A 17,225-nucleotide genomic window follows, 5' to 3' on the forward strand; every position below is an offset into this window, starting at 1 on the left:
CTTCCTCCGTACGGGGTCAGGGGCGGCCCGGTTCGCCGCTGCCCTTTTCCGTTCGGATACCCCGCACACCGAAATCACACGGGCCGGGCGTCGTCGGACGCGCTGAGTTGTGCGAGGCGGGCCGCCGCCGCCGTCAGGAAGAGGTCGAGTGCCGCCGGGTAGGAGCTGTGCCGCATGTCCATCACGAGGTGGCGGGCGGTCGCGTTGATGTGCGGGTGGGTGTCGGCGGGCAGCCTGGCGTAGGTCGTCCGCCACACGGCCGTCTCCGCCTCGCGCGCGGCCTTCGGCAGCGCCGTGTTCGCCGAGTCGAGGGCGCCGAAGGCGAGCGCCTGGTCGACGAAGGCGTGGTAGATCCGTACCGCCTCGGCGTCCGGGAACCCGGCACCGCGCAGCACCCCGAGGGCGGTCTCCACGGCCTGGATCTCGTACGCCCGTCCGGTCACCCGGTACGAGCTGAGTACCGCCGCCTGCGGCTGCGCGAGCGCTCCGGCGTGCATCCGCAGGCCGAGGTCCCGCAGGTCGGCGCGCCAGTCGCCGCTGGGGCGCCAGGTGCGCAGCGTACGGCCGATCAGTTCGTCGGCGATGGCGAGCAGCAGGTCGTCGGTGTCGCGGAAGTAGCGGTACAGGGCGCTCGGGTCGGCGCCGAGGGCGCGGCCCAGACGGCGCACGGAGAGGGCTTCGGCGCCGTGTTCCCCGAGGAGCCGCATCGCCGTCTCGACGATCAGTTCCTCGGAGAGGACGACGCCGTGCTTGGTGGGGCGCCTGCGCCGCCTGGCGTCGGGCGGGACGACACGTTCGCTCACGGGCTTCCTCCTGCGCGGTGACCGCTGCGGTGGCCGGTGCGGGCACCTTATGACAACACCGTTGACCTGTTAAGGCCCCGGGCAGTTTCATGTGCGTTCACCGGGGTCGTCCGAGGCCCCCAGGTGTGAGCGGAGACCGCCATGACCGATCCCCAGCCCTACGGAGCCGCCCCACCCGCGCCGGCCGCGCTGCGCAAGTCCCTCGGCATGCTGGACGGCGTCGCCATCGCCGCGTCCAGCACGGCGGCGACCACCAGCATCGGCATCGGTCTCGGGGTCACGGCCGGGGTGGTCGGGCTGCATCTGCCCGCCATCATGCTGCTGGCGTTCCTGCCGATCCTCGGCATCGCGGGCGCCTACTCCCGGCTGAACCGGGTGGAGCCGAACGCGGGCAACGGCTATGTGTGGGTGGGGCGTTCGCTCAGTCCCTGGCTCGGCTTCATGACCGGCTGGGTGAACATCGTGGCCTCGGTGGTGTTCCTGGCGTACACCACGGCGGTCACCGGCTCGGCGGTGCTCCAGCTGGCCGGCGACGCGGGCCTGCACCGGGTGGCCGGGCTGACCCTGGACCCGGGGTCGACCGCGCAGACGACCGGCGTGGGCATCCTGGTCCTCGTCGCCGTCACCCTGACGGCGGTCTCCGGCATCAGGACGGCCGCCCGGCTCCAGGGCGGACTGCTGATCTTCGAGTACGTCGTCCTGCTGGGCTTCTGTGGCTACGGCATCCTCGCCGGCCCGCACCCCTTCAGCCTGCGCTGGTTCGACCCCTTCCAGATCCCCTCGGCGTCGGCGCTCGCGCAGGGCATGCTGCTGTCCGTGTTCTGCTACTGGGGATTCGAGGCCGCGTTCAGTGTGAACGAGGAGGTGCGGGACCCGAGACAGGCCTCGCGGGCCGGGATCACCACCCTCGTGACAATGCTCGGGCTGTTCCTGCTCGGCTCGATCGCCTTCCAACGGGTGCTGTCGGAGGGCGAGTTGGCGGGTCACGGCGCCGAGGGTCTGGCGTTCTTCGGCAACCGGCTCGCCGACCAGCCATGGGCCGCGCTGCCGCTCGTCGCGCTGATGTTCTCGGCCGTGGCCTCGTTGCAGGCCGGGGTGATCCCGACGGCGCGCGCGATGTTCGCGATGAGCCGCGACCGTACACTCGGCCCGGCCTGGTCCCGGGTCAGCCCCCGGTACGGCACCCCGGCGGCCGGCACGCTGATGATCGGCGCGCTGGCGGCGGCCGTCGCCGGGCTCGCCCTGGTCCTTCCGCGCCTCGCCGACATGATCCTGGCGGCGGTCAACGCGATCGGCATGGTCGTCGCCCTGTCGTACGCGCTCACCGCACTCGCCGCCGCCGTGCGTTTCCGGGGTCTGCTGCGCGAGAACTGGCGGGACGGCGTACGTGCGGTGGTGCTGCCCGCGCTGAGCGCGGGCACACTGCTGGGGCTCGGCGGCTATCTCGGCTGGTCCTTCTACACCTCCGCCGACCATCTCGAACTCAGCCCGGACAACGGCTGGTTCCTGCTTCTCGTGCCGTCGCTGATGGTCGCGTCCGGTTTCCTCGCGGCGGCCTGGGCGAAGTGGGGACGCAAGTCTCCGTACTTCCGCACGGGCCGGGGCACCGACGCGGACGCGCCCCAACTCCTCGCCGTACAGCAGCCGTCGGCGCGGTGAGCTCCGCAGGGTATGCGGTTCATTCACCGCGGCCCGGTCGGGGCTGGTCGCTCCCCCGTCGCGGCGAGCCGCAGACCGATACAGCCCGCCTCCCTTTGGGGCACCCATCGCCCCCTCTCCTTCCCCCACACCTCAAGGAATCCGCAACATGCACGCTGACCTCCTCTTCACCGGCGGACCCGTCTTCGCCCCCGGGAGTCCCACGGCCGTCGCGGTCACCGGCGGCCGGATCACCGCCGTGGGCCGGGCCGAGGTGCACGATCTGATCGGGCCGGGGACCGAGGTCGTCGATCTCGCCGGGCGGCTGCTCCTGCCCGGTTTCCAGGACGCCCACGTCCATCCGCTGCCGGCCGGCCTCGAAATGACCCAGTGCGATCTGACCGGCGCCAAGACCGCCGAGGACACGGTGGCCACCGTCCGCGCGTACGCCCTCGCGCACCCCGAGCGGGAGTGGATCACGGGCGGCGGCTGGTCCATGGAGGCCTTCGAAGGGGGCGCCCCCACCCGGGAGTCGCTGGACGCGGTGGTCCCCGACCGGCCGGTGTACCTGCCCAACCGGGACCATCACGGGGCGTGGGTCAACAGCCGCGCCCTCGAACTCGCGGGCGTCACCCGGGACACCCCGGACCCGGCGGACGGCCGCTTCGAGCGGGACGCCTCCGGCGAGCCGACCGGCATGCTCCAGGAGGGAGCCATGGAGTACGTGGGCCGGCTGACCCCGCCGGTCACGGCAGCGGAGCGGCTGGCAGCCCTGCTGTCCGCGCAACGCCGGCTGCACTCGCTCGGCGTCACGGCCTGGCAGGACGCGCTGGTCGGCTCGTTCCTCGGGATGGAGAACCCCGCCGAGACGTACCTCGCCGCCGCCCGGGACGGTTCACTGACCGCACGGGTGGTCGGCGCGCTGTGGTGGGACCGGGCGCGCGGGGCCGAGCAGATCCCCGAACTCGTCGAGCGGCGGGCCGCGTTGAGTCATGGCAGGTTCCGGGCGGGCAGCGTGAAACTGATGCTGGACGGCGTCGCCGAGACGGGCACGGCCGCGCTGCTCGACCCCTACCTCGACAAGTGCGGCTGCGTCACGGCCAACCGGGGCACGAGCTTTGTGGACGCGGCCGAACTGCCCACATACGTAACCCAGTTGGACGCGCTAGGTTTCCAGTGCCACTTCCACGCGCTGGGCGACCGGGCCGTACGCGACGCCCTGGACGCCGTCGAGGCGGCACGCGACGCGAACGGGCCGAGCGACACCCGGCCTCATCTGGCCCACCTCCAGGTGGTGCACCCGGACGACGTACCGCGCTTCGCCCGGCTGGGCGCGGTCGCGAACATCCAGGCGCTGTGGGCCATGCACGAACCCCAGATGGACGACCTGACGATCCCCTTCCTCGGCCCCGAACGGGCCGCGTGGCAGTACCCGTTCGGCTCGCTGCTGCGCTCCGGGGCCGTCCTGGCGGCAGGCAGCGACTGGCCGGTCAGCAGCCCCGACCCGCTCCAGGCGATCCACGTCGCGGTCAACCGCACGGCACCGGGATCCCCGTCCTCCCCGGTGTTCCTCCCCGCCGAACGCATCGGCCTGACGGACGCGCTCACGGCGTACACAGCGGGTTCGGCCTACGCCAACCACCTGGACGACACGGGCAGCGTGCGCGCGGGGGCGCTGGCCGACCTGACGATCCTGGACCGCGATCCGTACGCGGGCCCGCCGGAGGCGATCGGGGAGACGAAGGTGGCGCTCACCTATGTGGGGGGCGAGAGGGTGTACGCGGCGGAGGGGGCCGTCTGACGACAGGCCCCGGCGAAGGGTCACCGCCTGGGGCGCGAAGCCGTTGCGCTCGTAGAAACGTATGGCGTCCGTGTAGGCCGCGTAGGCGGTCACCTCGACGTGCTCGGCACCCTGCTCACCCGCCCACCGGACGAAGGCCTCCACCATGCGCGCCCCGGCCCCCGGACTCCGGTGGGCGGGGCGGACGTACAGGCTGACCAGCGTGGCAGTCTTCACCGGCTGCCTCGCCGTGGGCTCGGCGAGGCAGCCCGTCAGGTGACCGACCACCGCGCCGGCGTGCTCGACCGCCAGCACCAGACGCACCGGGTCGTCCAGCGCCGCCGTGAAGGACGCGGCGGCGTGCTCGCGCGGCCAGTCCGTGTCGACGCTCGGATCACGGGTGCCGGCGTCCTCGGCGAAGAGGCCGGTGCTGGAGGCGACGAGGCCCGGTATGCCGTCGGCGCGGGCGCGGCGGACGGTGGTCGTCGGAGTGTGGGCCGGGTGATCGGTCATGCGCGGCACGCTAGCGGCACGGTCTGACAACCCGGCCGACTTACTGGACAGCTGTCCATGTATGCTGGGCGCCTGTCCATGATGGGCACCTGTCCAAGAAGTGGCTTTCAGAAGCCTGACGTAGGAGTTTGCCGAGCATGGAGACTGTCGCGAACGTGCTGGTCGGTCTGGTGGCCGCGTTGCATCTCTACATCCTGGTGATGGAGATGTTCCTGTGGCAGCGCCCGCAGGGGCGCAAGTTCCATGGGTTCGACGCGGACATGGCCCGCGCGACCGCCGCGATGGCCGCCAACCAGGGGCTCTACAACGGGTTTCTCGCGGCGGGGCTGGTCTGGGGGCTGATCGCGGCCGATCCGACCGGGTTCCGGGCGCAGGTCTTCTTCCTCGCCTGCATCATCGTGGCGGGCGTCTACGGGGCCGTGACCGCGAACCGGCGCATCCTGTTCGCCCAGGCGCTGCCCGGCGCCATCGCCCTGGCCTCCGTCCTCGTCGCGCGGTGACACGCGGCACACCCGAGGACCCGCGAGCCGCCCGCACCCGGGCGAAGCTCCGCGAGGCCCTCCTCGCGGAGTGCGCCGAACACCCGCTCTCGGAGATCGGCGTCGCCGCGCTGGTGCGCCGGGCGGGGGTCGGCCGGGCCACGTTCTACGTCCACTACCCCGACCTGGAGGCGCTGGCCGTCGACGCCTGCGCCGATGTCGTACGGGAGGCCGTGGACGCCCTGCACGCCTGGCGCGGGCGGCCCGACCCGGTGATCGCCCCGGCCGCGCTGGTGGAGTTCTTCGCGGACCTCACCCCGCACACCGCGCTGTACCGGACCCTGCTGAGCCCGGGCGGCGGGGGGCCGCTGGGTCAGGTACTGCACCGGGACCTGCGGGCGCGGAGCCTCGCGGAGCGGGAGCTCGCGGGGGCGGCGGACGCGCCCCTGGTCGCCTCGGCTGTGGCCGCCACGTTCGCCGGGGTGCTGGCGGACTGGCTGCACGAGCGGATCGAGGCGACGTCGGACGAGATCGCCCACCAGGTGTGGCAGTTGCTGGTGGCGCTGCACCGGAGCCGGTAAAGGTTTTCGCCCCCGCCGCCCCTACCCGTCCCGTCCCTGGGGGCTGCGCCCCCAGACCCCCCTTCGGCCCTGAAGGGGCCTCGTCCTCAAACGCCGGACGGGCTGAAAATCAGCCCCTTGGGGCCCCCTCTGGGGGAGTTTGAGGAGCGGGGGTTCGGGGGCAGCGCCCCCGAGGACGGGACGGGTAGGGGCGGCGGGGGCGAAGAAACCTCACGCGGATCGCAGGGTCAGCCGAAGGTCAGTACCGGCTTGATCGTCTTGCCCGCGCCCATGTCCCGTACGGCCTGGTCGATGTCCGCGAAGGGGTAGGTGCTGATCAGGCGGTTCACCGGGAGCCGGCCCGACTTCACCAGTTCCACCAGGGCCGGGATGAACGTCTGAGTCTCGGCGTCGCCGAGGGTGAGGCCCACGACGCGCTTGCCGCCGAGCATCCCGTTGACGTCCAGGGCGACTTCGGTGCCGAAGGGCGGGGCGCCGACCACCACGAGCGTGCCCCGCTGGGCGAGCGCGTCGACGCCCTGGCGCAGGACGGCGACGTTGCCGGTGGTCTCGACGATGCCGTCGACACCCTGACCGTCGGTGATCTTCGCGACGGCCTCCCCGAGGTCCGCCTCACCAGCGTTGATCGTGTGGGTGGCACCCAACTCCTTGGCCAGCGCCAGGCGTTCGCCGACCCGGTCCACGGCGATGATCCTGGTCGCGGGGGTGAGCGCAGCCGCCATGACCGCCGAGAGGCCCACCGCACCGGCGCCGAGGACGAGAACCGTGCTGCCCACGCCCGGCTTCAGCACGTTCCAGACGGCGCCGACACCCGTCTGGACACCGCAGCCCAGCGGGGCGATGGACTCCAGCGGTACGTCCGGGTCGACCTTGACCAGGCTGCGCTGATCGACCAACGCCCGTTCGGCGAACGAAGACTGGCCGAAGAAGTGGCCGCCCAGCTCCGTGCCGTCACGGCTGATCGTAGCGGTGCCGTCGGCCCGCCGGCCCCCGAGGAGGTTCAGCGGCAGCCAGGCCACACAGTAGGCGGGGTGCCCGTCACGGCAGTTGCGGCAGCCGCCGCAGGAGGTGAAGGACAGGACGACGTGGTCGCCGGGCTCGATCCCGGTGACGGCGGAGCCGACCGCCTCGACGACGCCGGCGCCCTCGTGTCCCAGAACTCCGGGGAGCGGAAAGGGCAGTCCGCCGCTCGCCACACCGAGGTCGGTGTGGCACAGGCCTGTCGCGACCAGACGTACGAGCGCCTCGGTGGGCGCGGGCTCGGCCAGTTCGACGTCGGCGAGGGTGAAGGGCGCACCGCCGGACTCGACGACCGCGGCGCGGGTGGTGATGGACATCGTGAACTCCCTTACGGGCTCAAGGGCTTACGAGGTGGCGAGCTGGTGGGTCGGGCGCGCACTCAGTCGAGTGAGACGACTACCGACTTCACCTTGGTGTACGCGGCGAGCGCCTCGGGGCCGTACTCGCGGCCGAAACCGGAGTCCTTCACACCGCCGAAGGGGATCGCGGGGTCGAGCATCGCCCAGTCGTTGATCCAGACGATGCCCGCCTGGAGCCGGTTCGCGACGCGGTGGGCACGGGCCAGGTTGGTGGTCTGGATGCCCGAAGCCAGGCCGTACGGCGTGGAGTTGGCGAGCTGGACCGCCTCGTCCTCGGAGTCGAAGGGCTGGACCGTGAGGACCGGGCCGAAGATCTCCTCCTGGACGACCCGGGAGTCGTTGGCCAGGTCGGCGATCACCGTCGGCTTGTAGTAGTAGCCGCCGTCCAGGTCGAGCCGCTCGCCGCCGCAGACGATCCGGGCGCCCTCCTTGCGGGCCAGCGCGACATACTCCTCGACCTTGCGCAGATGCTTCTCCCCCGCCATCGGCCCGACCACGGTCTCGGGCTGCCGGGGGTCTCCGACCGGCACCCCGGGCACCGCGTCGGCGAGGATGCCGATCAGGGTCTCGTACACCGGGCGCGCGACCAGCAGTCGCGGGCCGCTCATGCAGAACTGGCCGGTGTTGAAGACGAAGGCCTTGATGACCGCGCCGACCGCCTTCTCCACGTCGGCGTCCTCGAAGACGATGTGCGCCGCGTTGCCGCCCAGCTCCATGGTGACCGGCTTGAGCGCCTCGCCCGCGGCGCTCGCCACGTGGCGGCCGATGGCGGTGGAGCCGGTGAAGGCGATCTTGTCGACGCCGTTGTGCCGCAGCAGCGCCTCGCCGGCCACCGGGCCGGTGCCGGTGACGACGTTGACGACGCCGTCCGGGACACCGGCCTCCTGGAACAGCCTGGCCATGTAGAGGGCGCTGAGCGGGGTCTCGTCGGCGGGCTTGTGCACCACCGTGTTGCCGGCGGCCAGCGCCGGTCCCAGCTTCGTACCGGCAAGGATCAGGGGGAAGTTGAAGGGTGTGATCGCGGCGACGACGCCGATGGCCTCGCGCTTGGTGTAGGCGAGGGCGTTGTGGCCCGTCTCGCGGGTCGCGCCGTCCAGGGAGAAGGCGAGGGCGGCGAAGTACTCGTAGTCGTTGGCCGCGTTGGTCACGTCGACGGCGTGGCACAGGCTGATCGGCTTGCCCACGTCGAGACTCTCGAGCTGCGCGATCTCGTCCGCGTTCTCCCGGATCAGCTGGGCGACCCGGTTCAGGATCCGGCCGCGCTCACGACCGGTCGTCGTGGCCCACGGGCCGTTGTCGAAGGCCTCCCGCGCGGCACGCACGGCCGCGTCCACGTCGGCCGCCGACGCCTCCGCGACGGTCGTGACGACCGTGCCCCGGGACGGGTCGACCACCTCGGTACGTGCTCCGTCCGCCGCCTCGCGCCACTGTCCTCCGACAAACAGTCGCCCGGGTTCGATCTCGAAGGTGGTCATCACCACTCCTCAGCCTCATCGCCAAGATTTCAATCAACAGGATTCCTGTTGGTCCGCAGTCTGATTACAGACAGGTTTCCTGTCAATGCTCTAATCTGAATCCATGGTCAGCACCAAGGCACCCCCCTCACTGCTCTACATGGTCAAGCAGGTGGAGCTCGTCGTGCGCTCCCATCTGGACGAGCTGGTCAGACCGGCCGGCATCACCGCACTCCAGTACACCTCGCTCACTGTCCTCGAGCGACACGACGGCCTCTCCGCGGCCCAGCTGGCCCGTGACTCGTTCGTCACCGCGCAGTCCATCGCCGACCTCGTCCGGTCCCTGGAGAACCGGGGGCTCGTGCGCCGGGAGCGCAATCCACGCAATCGCAGGGAGCTGCTGATCCTGCTCACCGACGCCGGCCGCGAGCTGCTCGACCGCTTCACCGAGCCCGTGCGGGAGCTGGAGGAACGGATGATCCGCGACCTCACGTCACACCAGGCGGACCAGTTCCGGCAGGCACTCTCCACGGCCTGGCACGCACTGTCGTAGCCCCTCCCCGCCGATCACGGAAAGACGCGTGCGAGACACGCTTCAATTTCGAAGACATATGTCAATCGAACATGCTCAAATTCACTCTAACGAGGGTAACTTGCAGGGCGGGACACTCAGTTGCGCTCATCTGGGCCCGGTAGTACGTCTACGCTCATCGCACGACGTCACCCCGGCCCCCGGTGACTGGCTGGTTCCGCCACCACAACAGCCGGTTGGAGGCGATGTCGTCGTGCAGCAGGATCCTCCACCGCCCACCCGCTATCTGCGCGTCCACCAGGACCGCGGCCACACGGTGCTGGAGTTCCACGGCGAGATCGACATCGCCGCGGCCGTCGAGATCATCCCGCACCTGGACGCGGCGACCGGGCACCCGGACGCCCGGATCGTGATCGACCTGACGGATGTCGAGTTCTTCGACTGCTCGGGACTGCGTCTGCTGTACCGGGCCCGGCATCGGGTGCTCGCCCACGAAGGCACCCTCCGCCTGGTCTGCACGCACCCGCTCACGCTGCGCGTCCTCAAGGTCACCGGCCTGGCCAAGGTGCTGCCACCGGCGGCGTCACTGGACGCGGCCCTGGAGCTGCCCGAGACAGCGTCCGGCACGTTATGACCCGCACCTGACCACCATCGACCACGGCACGGCACGGCACGGCTCCTTCATGATCTTCGTGACCTGACCCTGTCCATCAGGCCTGCCCATCAGGTTCCCGGTGCGTCGAAGAGGGCGCTGACGGACTCACCGTTGTGAATGCGACGCACGGCCTCGGCGAGCGCCGGGGCGATCGACAGCACCCGAAGCTTCTCGGTGCGCTCCTCCTCCGGGATCGGCACGGTGTTGGTGCACACGATCTCCAGCACGTCCGGCTGCTCGCTCAGCCGCTTGAGCGCGCCCGCCGCGAACAGCCCGTGGGTGCAGGCGACCCTGATGGACCGTGGCCCCAACTCCCTCAGCCGTTCGAGGAGTTCGAGGACCGTACTGCCCTTGGCGATCTCGTCGTCCAGCACGATGACGTCCCGGCCGGCGACCGTGCCGATCACGGAGCTGATGCTCACCCGGTCGTCCGCGAACCGCTGCTTGGCCCCGGCGGCCACCTCGGCGCCGATCAGCCGGGCGAAATGCGCGGCCTCCTTGGCGTTGCCGAGGTCCGGCGACACGACCGTCGTACGGGACAGGTCGTACTGGCGGAAGTGCTCGGCGAGTTCGCGCAGGGCGTGCAGATGGTCGACCGGGACCGAGAAGAAGCCGTGGACCTGCGGGGAGTGCAGGGTCATCGCGAGGACACGGCTCGCGCCGGCCGCGACCAGCAGGTCCGCGACGAGGCGTCCGCCGAGCGAGATCCGGGGCATGTCCTTCTTGTCGGAGCGGGCGTAGGCGTAGTGCGGCATGACGACCGAAATCCGCCCCGCCGACGCCCCGCGCGCCGCGTCGCACATCATCAGCAGCTCGACCAGGTGTTCCTGGACCGGCGTGACCAGTGGCTGGATCAGGAAGACGTCCCGCTCACGGCAGTTGGCCTGCAGCTGGACCTCCAGGCAGTCGTTGGCGAACCGGCTGACCTGGGTGGGCCGCAGGGGCACCCCCAGGTGCTCGCAGACCTCGGCGGCCAGTTCGGGGTGGGCACTACCGCTGAACACGGCGATGTCTCGCACGATCTGCTCCTAGCATGATCATTCCGCTCGGCCGGTGCCCATGCTACTGACCTTCCCGGTCCGCCACCGGCCGGGATATTCGGTTGCGGCCGGCCGCCGGGGCCGCGCCATGATGAGCACGGCCGAATCCCCCCGACCTCAGGAGCACGGAATGCGCCGATTCCTCGGAACCCTCCGCCCATGCCGGATCACCGTTCCCGAGGACTCGACCACCCATGCGCACCTCGCAGACCCCGCAGACCCCGCACCCCCAGCACACCCTGAACATCGGGATTCTGGCCCACGTCGACGCCGGTAAGACCAGTCTCACCGAGCGGCTGCTGTTCGACTCGGGCGCGATCGACCGGCTCGGCAGCGTCGACGCCGGTGACACCCGGACGGACGACGGCGCGATCGAGCGGCAGCGCGGGATCACCATCCGCTCGGCGGTCGCCGCGTTCACGGCCGGCGACACCCGGATCAACCTCATCGACACCCCGGGGCACTCCGACTTCATCGCCGAGGTCGAACGCGCTCTGGAGGTCCTGGACGGCGCGGTGCTGCTGTTGTCCGCCGTGGAGGGCGTCCAGGCGCAGACGCGCGTGCTGATGAGGACCCTGCGGCGGCTGCGGCTGCCCACGCTGGTCTTCGTCAACAAGATCGACCGTGCGGGCGCCCGGTCCGAGGCCCTGCTCACGGACGTCCGCCGCCGCCTGACCCCGTACATCGTCCCCCTCACCGACGTCGACGGCGTCGGCACTCCGGCCGCCCGTACCCGGCCCCGCCCCCTCACGGCCGCGGCCTCGGCGGAGGCGATCGCCGAGGTCGACCCGGGCGTTCTCGCGGCGCTGGTGGACGGCCCCGCGCCGACCCCGGACGAGCTGGACAAGGCCCTGGCCGCCCGCACGGCCGACGGCTCGCTCCACCCGCTCCTCTTCGGCTCCGCGCTCGGCGGCCAGGGCGTACCCGAACTCGTCGAGGCCCTGACCCGGCTCGTCCCCCGGCCCGCCCCGACCGGCGCGGGGGCGGCCCCACGCGGCACGGTGTTCGCCGTACGCCCCACACCGGACGGCGGGCGGACGGCGTATCTGCGGCTGTACGAGGGTGTGGTGACGGAGCGTCAGCGGCTGACCTTCCTGCGGCGGGAGGCCGACGGCCGGACCATCGAGGTCCCCGGCCGGGTCACCGGCCTTGAGGTGATCGGCCGCCGAGGCCCGCTCACCGCCGGGAACATCGGCGCCCTGACCGGTCTCGGCGCCGTCCGGGTCGGCGACCGCCTCGGCGAACTCGGCTCCCGAGCACCGCAGTTCGCGCCCCCGACCCTGGAGACCCTGGTCCGGGCCCGGCGCCCGGAGCAGTCGGCGCGCCTTCGCTCGGCCCTGCTGACCCTGGCCGACCAGGACCCGCTGACCCACGCCCGGCCCGCGGCCGACGGCAGCACCGCGCTGTTGCTCTACGGCGAGGTGCAGAAGGAGGTCCTCGGCGCCACCCTCGCCCAGGACTTCGGCATCGACGCCGAGTTCGAGCCGAGCCGCGTCCGGTTCCTGGAGCGGCCCGCGGGCACCGGCGCGGCGTCCGAGGAGAATCCGTGGCTCGACCGCGCCCGCTGCTTCGCGACGGTCGGGCTGCGCGTCGAGCCGGGGGCGCTCGGTTCGGGCGCGGTGTTCACGTACGAGACCGAACTCGGCGCGCTCCCCCGCGCGTTCCACCAGGCGATCGAGGACTCCGTCCACGCCGGTCTGCTGGCCGGCCCGCAGACGTGGCCGGTCACCGACTGCCGGGTCGTCCTCGTCCGCTCCGGGTTCGTCGGGCCGCTCAGCACCGCCGCGGACTTCCGGGCGCTCACGCCGGTGGTACTGCGCCGCGCCCTGGAGCGGTCCGGGACGCGGGTGTACGAGCCGTACCATGCCTTCGAGTTGGAGATCCCGTCGAGTGCGCTGGCGCCGGTGACCGGTCTGCTCGCGTCCCTCGGCGCGGAGTTCGGCCGGACCACGGGTGACGGCGCCGTCTGGCACCTCACCGGTGCACTGGCGGCGCGGCGGGTGCGCGAGGCTGAGCTGCGGTTGCCGGGGCTGACACACGGCGAGGGGGTGTGGTGGTCGCGCGTGTCGGGCGACCGGGCGCTCCGGTAGGCCTCTCTCAATTGTTGCGATACGTCAACAGGACGGTCTGCCAGGGCATTTGGCGGGCATGCGGTTCAGTACGTAGGAAGAAGGAGGTCCGTCGCCATGACGACGCCCATCAAGGCCGTGCGACGCATGCCACTCTGGGCCAAGGTGCTCAGTGGCGTGGTGCTGGTGTTCGCGCTGCTGCTGGCCGGGCTCCGGCTGGCGGTGCTGCCGGGGCTGGGGGACATCTTCGGCGAGGAGACGCACGACCGTTCAGGACCCGCGCTCCTCGAATCCATCCAGGACATGAGCCGTTACGAAGCGGCGTCCGGCAACTTCCAGATCGTCGTGGACCTGGAGAAGGACACCAAGTACCTGCCCGACGCGATCAAGGGCACCCGTGTGCTCTACGTGGGTGCCGGCACGGTCGACGCCTATGTCGACCTCGGCAAGCTCGCCAAGAACGACGTGACGGTCAACAAGGACCGCACCTCCGCGACGCTCCGGCTGCCGCACGCGGCGCTCGGAAAGCCCGCGCTGGACCCCGACCGCTCCTATGCGGTCTCCAAGCAGCGCGGAATCTTCGACCGGATCACCGACCTCTTCTCCGACAACCCGAACGACGAACAGGCCGTCCAGAAGCTGGCGGCCCGGCACATCGGCGACGCTGCGAAGGAGAGCGAACTGACCGTGCGTGCCGAGCAGAACACGACCAGCATGCTCAAGGGCCTGCTCGGCTCCCTCGGCTTCACGGACGTGAAGGTAACGTACGGGACCTGAGAGAGCCGGCCTGCCCGAATCCTGGATCCGGGCAGGCCGGAGCGGCATTCTCGGCCTGTTCGGGGGTAGCTGCCGTTGCACGGGGACCAGTTGAACACCGGAGGACGTTGATGGCCCGATCAGCTCCGCGCACCCTCGCCGCGCGCCTGCGCCCGGCGAAGGCGGAGAGCAAGCCGCCCAAGATCCCGCCGAAGTCCGCACCCAAGTCACCTCCGAAGGCCACAGTCAGGTCGTCGAAGGTGTCGTCGGGGTGGTCGTCGAAGTTCTCCTCGAAGATCCGGAGGGCACCGAAGGCGGCCCCGGAGCCGCCGCCCGAGCAGGCTCCGCCGAAGCGTCGGCCGTTCGCCTTCCTGGCCCGGGTGCTGGCGGTTCTCTGTGCCTTCTTGTTCATGGTGGCGTTCGCCGTGGTGCTGGCCCGGCTGACCCTGGAGCCGTCTCCGGCGTCCGTGGCGCTGACCCACACCAACTTCCATCCGGGCCGCTCGCTGCGCGCCTACCTGGACCAGCCCGAAATGCGGGACGCCATCCGGCAGATCGGTGGAAACCTGGTGCTCGGCGTGCCCTTCGGCATTCTGATGCCCGTCATCGCGCCCCGGACACGGGGGGTTCTGCGGGTGGTGTTCCTGACCGCGTTCGTCATGCTCATGGTCGAGGTGGCCCAGGGTGCGATGATCACCGGCCGCGCCTTCGACGTCGACGACGTCATCCTCAACACCACGGGTGCGCTGATCGGTTACCTGCTCGTCGGCCGTCGGCTCAGCCGCGCGGTGCACGCGCCCAAGCAGCGGCAGGTGTAGCCCGGCGGCCCGCCGGAGCGGCTACCTCGACCTCGTCCAGGTGAGTTTGTCGCCGCCGACCCAGCGGACCGTGTCCGGATCGTCGAGATCATGAACCGGGACGCCGGCCGCGGCGGCGACCATCAGCACATCGGTGAGCGTCCGGGCCGCTCCGGCCACCTCGCCGTCGATCTCCACGATCCGGAACGGCGGGACGCCCGGCTGTACCCCGAGCACCATGATCCGCGGATGGGAGATGTAGGGGCTCGCTATTTCGGTCATGCATCGAGCGTAGAGCGAATCCGGCCATCACGTACCGGCCACGGACGGTGGCGGAACGGTTGCCTCCGCCCCTCCGTGGTGCGGACCCGCCGAGCTCGCGCGACGCTGTAGGCGGAGGTGACGATGGCCATGGCGATGGATCCCGTCGAGGCGCTGGACCGGATCGCCTTCCTGCTGGAGCGCTCCCTGGCGCCGACGTATCGCGTACGCGCGTTCCGCACCGCGATCGACGTGCTGGCGACGCTGCCCCCGGACGAGATACGGCAGCGGGCCGACACCGGCACGCTGGAGTCGCTCAAGGGCATCGGCCCGAAGACCGCACAGGTGGTGCGGGAGGCGCTCGCCGGACAGGTGCCCGGCTACCTGGAGAAGCTGGAGCGCGAGCAGGGAATGACCCCGCCTCTCGGGGACGGGGAGCGGCTGCGGGCCCTGCTGCGCGGAGACTGTCATCTGCACTCCGACTGGTCGGACGGCGGCAGCCCGGTCGAGGAGATGGGCCGCACGGCCGCACGGCTCGGGCACGAGTGGGCCGTACTCACCGATCACTCACCTCGTCTCACGGTGGCGCACGGTCTGTCCGCCGAGCGGTTGCGCGAACAGTTGGCCCTGGTCGCGGAACTCAACGCGACCTGGGAGCCGTTCCGGCTGCTCACCGGCATCGAGTGCGACATCCTCGACGACGGCTCCCTGGACCAGGATCCGGAGCTCCTGGACCTGCTGGACGTCGTGGTGGTGTCCGTGCACTCCAAGCTGCGCATGGACGCACGCTCGATGACCCGCCGGATGGTGGCCGCCGTACGCGATCCGCACTCGGACGTGCTCGGACACTGCACCGGGCGGCTGCTCGTCGGGCCTGAGCCCCGGGGTGGTGGCGGCGGGCGGGGCAAGCGGGGCGGGGGGCGTGAGCGGCCCGAGTCGGAGTTCGACGCGGACGCGGTGTTCGCCGCCTGCGCGGAGACGGGCACGGCCGTGGAGATCAACAGCCGGCCGGAGCGGCTGGACCCGCCGCGCCGGCTGCTGCGGCAGGCCGTGGCGGCGGGCGTGCTGTTCTCGATCGACACCGACGCGCACGCGCCCGGCCAGCTGGACTGGCAGATCCACGGCTGTGCCCGCGCCGAGGAGTGCGGCGTACCGGCCGGGCGGGTGGTCACGACCTGGCCGGTGGACGACCTGCTGGCCTGGACGCGGGAGCGCAGGCTGCCACCGGACGTCGCGGAGAGCGGCGGCGCGGTCTGACTTCGTGCGCACTCCACATTCGTACATGCCCTGTCGGCTCCCTCACCGGCGTCTGTGCAGTCGCGGTCCGGCGTCCCGGCACCACCGGGCAGGTCCGTCACGCCCTCACCCGCCTCCTGCACCGGGCGCGCATCCGCAACCGGAGCAGGACATGCTGGAAGCGCATACTCGACACCAAGCGGATCAGTACGGGCGGTGCGCGGGTGGGAGATCGTCCAACGCACCCAGCAGCGCGGGTCCCACCACGTCCCGCGTCCACTTCACACGCTCCTCCCCCACAGCCCGCGGCACCGTCTCGGCCAGCATGATCAGGTACAGGTAGGCGCGGTACAGAGCAAGCCGCCGGCAGGTCGCCCCGTCGAACTCGACCCGGCCTCCCGCTTCCCGATAACCCCGCAGAAACGCCTCGTCGCCCCTGATGTCCCCCAGCAGCGCCAGTGACACGAAGTCGGCCACCGGGTCGCCCCAGAACATGCGCTCACCGTCGATGAGGCCGCCGATCCGGGGCGCCCCCGTCGAACGGTCCACCAGGATGTTCCCCTGCCAGAGATCGAAGTGGACCAACTGGGGAACGGTGACCTCGTCAAGGGCGTCGTACGCGCCCCGGACGATACGGACCACCTCGTCCACCGGAACCGGCAGCCAGGCGTCGTAGCGGACGGCGTCGTCGAGCACGGCGTCGAGCATCGCCGTGAAAGCCGTACGCCAGTCGGGGGCGAGGGGGCCGAGGGCGCCTGAGGGGTAGCCGAAGGCGGGCCCGGTGACCTGGTGCAGGCGGGCCACCAGGCCGCCCAGCTCCCCCCTCAGCAGGGCCCGCTCGGCGCCGGTCGTGGAGTCGTCCCACGGATCACCCGGGCAGGCGGTCATCAGCAGGTGCCCGTCCCCGAGGGCGACGACACTCGGCGCCGGTACGCCGACCGTGCCGGCGGCCCGGTAGAACTCCGCCTCGGAGACCAGTAGTCGGGACTCGTGGCGCAGCCCCGGCACCGTTTTTGGCGGCGGGACCTTCAGGACGTATCTGCCGCCGTCGACCAGCCGGAGCTCCTCGACGGTGTTGTACGTCCCGCCGGTGAGCGCACGGCAGTCCACCAGGCGGTCCGGGGGCAGACCCGCCGATACGAGGACCTGTCCGGCCCGCTCCCACGAATCCGTCACCGTTCGCGCCCCCTGTCTCGACCAGCCGCGCCCGCGCCCTGCGTACGGCACCGGAACAGGGTACGGAACGTGCCGC

Annotated in this window: 17 protein-coding genes and 1 pseudogene; 11 read left to right on the plus strand and 7 right to left on the minus strand. The window is 71.3% G+C overall.

Annotation, left to right across the window (positions count from 1 at the left end; genetic code table 11):
- Nucleotides 1–74: 74 nt before the first annotated feature.
- Nucleotides 75–803, minus strand: coding sequence for a TetR/AcrR family transcriptional regulator (locus ACW4TU_RS03095; protein ID WP_457424356.1), 729 nt, complete (start codon nucleotides 801–803; stop codon nucleotides 75–77).
- Nucleotides 804–944: 141 nt separating this feature from the next.
- Here ACW4TU_RS03095 and ACW4TU_RS03100 point away from each other — a divergent pair, with 141 nt between their 5' ends.
- Together ACW4TU_RS03100 and ACW4TU_RS03105 are read left to right on the plus strand one after the other, a co-directional pair.
- A complete protein-coding gene (locus ACW4TU_RS03100) occupies nucleotides 945–2,462 on the plus strand; it encodes an APC family permease (RefSeq protein ID WP_457424358.1) in 1,518 nt (505 codons plus the stop codon).
- Between the two features lie 148 nt (nucleotides 2,463–2,610).
- A complete protein-coding gene (locus ACW4TU_RS03105) occupies nucleotides 2,611–4,242 on the plus strand; it encodes an amidohydrolase (RefSeq protein WP_457424360.1) in 1,632 nt (543 codons plus the stop codon).
- Between the two features lie 90 nt (nucleotides 4,243–4,332).
- Here ACW4TU_RS03105 and ACW4TU_RS03110 read toward each other — a convergent pair.
- A pseudogene (locus ACW4TU_RS03110) lies at nucleotides 4,333–4,545 on the minus strand (GNAT family N-acetyltransferase); the annotation flags it as partial.
- Between ACW4TU_RS03110 and ACW4TU_RS03115 the strand changes: the two are divergent.
- The 3 genes from ACW4TU_RS03115 to ACW4TU_RS03125 all read left to right on the plus strand — a co-directional run bounded on the left by ACW4TU_RS03115 (nucleotide 4,498) and on the right by ACW4TU_RS03125 (nucleotide 5,794).
- Nucleotides 4,498–4,761 (plus strand): hypothetical protein, encoded by a 264-nt coding sequence (locus tag ACW4TU_RS03115; protein ID WP_457424362.1) that lies wholly within the window; start codon nucleotides 4,498–4,500, stop codon nucleotides 4,759–4,761. The pseudogene ACW4TU_RS03110 and the gene ACW4TU_RS03115 sit on opposite strands and share 48 nt — an antisense overlap.
- 110 nt (nucleotides 4,762–4,871) lie before the next feature.
- The gene (locus ACW4TU_RS03120) at nucleotides 4,872–5,234 is read left to right on the plus strand and encodes a DUF1304 domain-containing protein (RefSeq protein WP_457424364.1); all 363 of its coding nucleotides are present in this window, start codon (nucleotides 4,872–4,874) and stop codon (nucleotides 5,232–5,234) included.
- The gene (locus ACW4TU_RS03125; RefSeq protein ID WP_457424366.1) at nucleotides 5,231–5,794 is read left to right on the plus strand and encodes a TetR/AcrR family transcriptional regulator; all 564 of its coding nucleotides are present in this window, start codon (nucleotides 5,231–5,233) and stop codon (nucleotides 5,792–5,794) included. Before ACW4TU_RS03120 ends, ACW4TU_RS03125 begins: the two co-directional genes overlap by 4 nt.
- Before the next feature lie 227 nt (nucleotides 5,795–6,021).
- Here ACW4TU_RS03125 and ACW4TU_RS03130 read toward each other — a convergent pair whose 3' ends face one another.
- Together ACW4TU_RS03130 and ACW4TU_RS03135 are read right to left on the minus strand one after the other, a co-directional pair.
- Nucleotides 6,022–7,131 (minus strand): NAD(P)-dependent alcohol dehydrogenase, encoded by a 1,110-nt coding sequence (locus ACW4TU_RS03130; protein ID WP_457424368.1) that lies wholly within the window; start codon nucleotides 7,129–7,131, stop codon nucleotides 6,022–6,024.
- Between the two features lie 62 nt (nucleotides 7,132–7,193).
- Nucleotides 7,194–8,648, minus strand: coding sequence for an aldehyde dehydrogenase family protein (locus tag ACW4TU_RS03135; RefSeq protein WP_457424370.1), 1,455 nt, complete (start codon nucleotides 8,646–8,648; stop codon nucleotides 7,194–7,196).
- 103 nt (nucleotides 8,649–8,751) lie between these two features.
- Here ACW4TU_RS03135 and ACW4TU_RS03140 point away from each other — a divergent pair, with 103 nt between their 5' ends.
- Nucleotides 8,752–9,180, plus strand: a complete 429-nt coding sequence (locus tag ACW4TU_RS03140) for a MarR family winged helix-turn-helix transcriptional regulator (protein WP_457424372.1) — start codon at nucleotides 8,752–8,754, stop codon at nucleotides 9,178–9,180.
- Between the two features lie 232 nt (nucleotides 9,181–9,412).
- Nucleotides 9,413–9,793, plus strand: coding sequence for an anti-sigma factor antagonist (locus ACW4TU_RS03145; RefSeq protein WP_457424374.1), 381 nt, complete (start codon nucleotides 9,413–9,415; stop codon nucleotides 9,791–9,793).
- 89 nt (nucleotides 9,794–9,882) lie between these two features.
- Here ACW4TU_RS03145 and ACW4TU_RS03150 read toward each other — a convergent pair whose 3' ends face one another.
- Nucleotides 9,883–10,833 carry a ribose-phosphate diphosphokinase gene (locus ACW4TU_RS03150; protein WP_457424376.1) on the minus strand — a complete coding sequence of 317 codons (951 nt, stop codon included), beginning with the start codon at nucleotides 10,831–10,833 and terminating at the stop codon, nucleotides 9,883–9,885.
- A 215-nt stretch (nucleotides 10,834–11,048) separates the two neighbouring features.
- Here ACW4TU_RS03150 and otr(A) point away from each other — a divergent pair, with 215 nt between their 5' ends.
- The 3 genes from otr(A) to ACW4TU_RS03165 all read left to right on the plus strand — a co-directional run bounded on the left by otr(A) (nucleotide 11,049) and on the right by ACW4TU_RS03165 (nucleotide 14,497).
- Nucleotides 11,049–12,944, plus strand: coding sequence for a tetracycline resistance ribosomal protection protein Otr(A) (otr(A), locus tag ACW4TU_RS03155; RefSeq protein ID WP_457424378.1), 1,896 nt, complete (start codon nucleotides 11,049–11,051; stop codon nucleotides 12,942–12,944).
- Between the two features lie 96 nt (nucleotides 12,945–13,040).
- A complete protein-coding gene (locus ACW4TU_RS03160) occupies nucleotides 13,041–13,700 on the plus strand; it encodes a DUF4230 domain-containing protein (RefSeq protein WP_457424380.1) in 660 nt (219 codons plus the stop codon).
- A 110-nt stretch (nucleotides 13,701–13,810) separates the two neighbouring features.
- The gene (locus ACW4TU_RS03165; RefSeq protein ID WP_457424382.1) at nucleotides 13,811–14,497 is read left to right on the plus strand and encodes a VanZ family protein; all 687 of its coding nucleotides are present in this window, start codon (nucleotides 13,811–13,813) and stop codon (nucleotides 14,495–14,497) included.
- Between the two features lie 21 nt (nucleotides 14,498–14,518).
- Here the strand turns inward: ACW4TU_RS03165 and ACW4TU_RS03170 are convergent, their stop codons facing one another.
- On the minus strand, nucleotides 14,519–14,758 hold the full coding sequence (locus ACW4TU_RS03170; protein ID WP_457424384.1) for a hypothetical protein: 240 nt from the start codon (nucleotides 14,756–14,758) through the stop codon (nucleotides 14,519–14,521).
- A gap of 123 nt (nucleotides 14,759–14,881) precedes the next feature.
- On the opposite strand from ACW4TU_RS03170, the gene ACW4TU_RS03175 reads away from it, so the two are divergent.
- Entirely contained in the window at nucleotides 14,882–15,994 is a 1,113-nt protein-coding gene (locus ACW4TU_RS03175; protein ID WP_457424386.1) for a PHP domain-containing protein, read from the plus strand.
- A gap of 183 nt (nucleotides 15,995–16,177) precedes the next feature.
- Here ACW4TU_RS03175 and ACW4TU_RS03180 read toward each other — a convergent pair whose 3' ends face one another.
- The gene (locus ACW4TU_RS03180; RefSeq protein ID WP_457424388.1) at nucleotides 16,178–17,149 is read right to left on the minus strand and encodes a phosphotransferase family protein; all 972 of its coding nucleotides are present in this window, start codon (nucleotides 17,147–17,149) and stop codon (nucleotides 16,178–16,180) included.
- Nucleotides 17,150–17,225 lie beyond the last annotated feature (76 nt).

Source organism: Streptomyces kryoterrae (genome assembly GCF_054072135.1).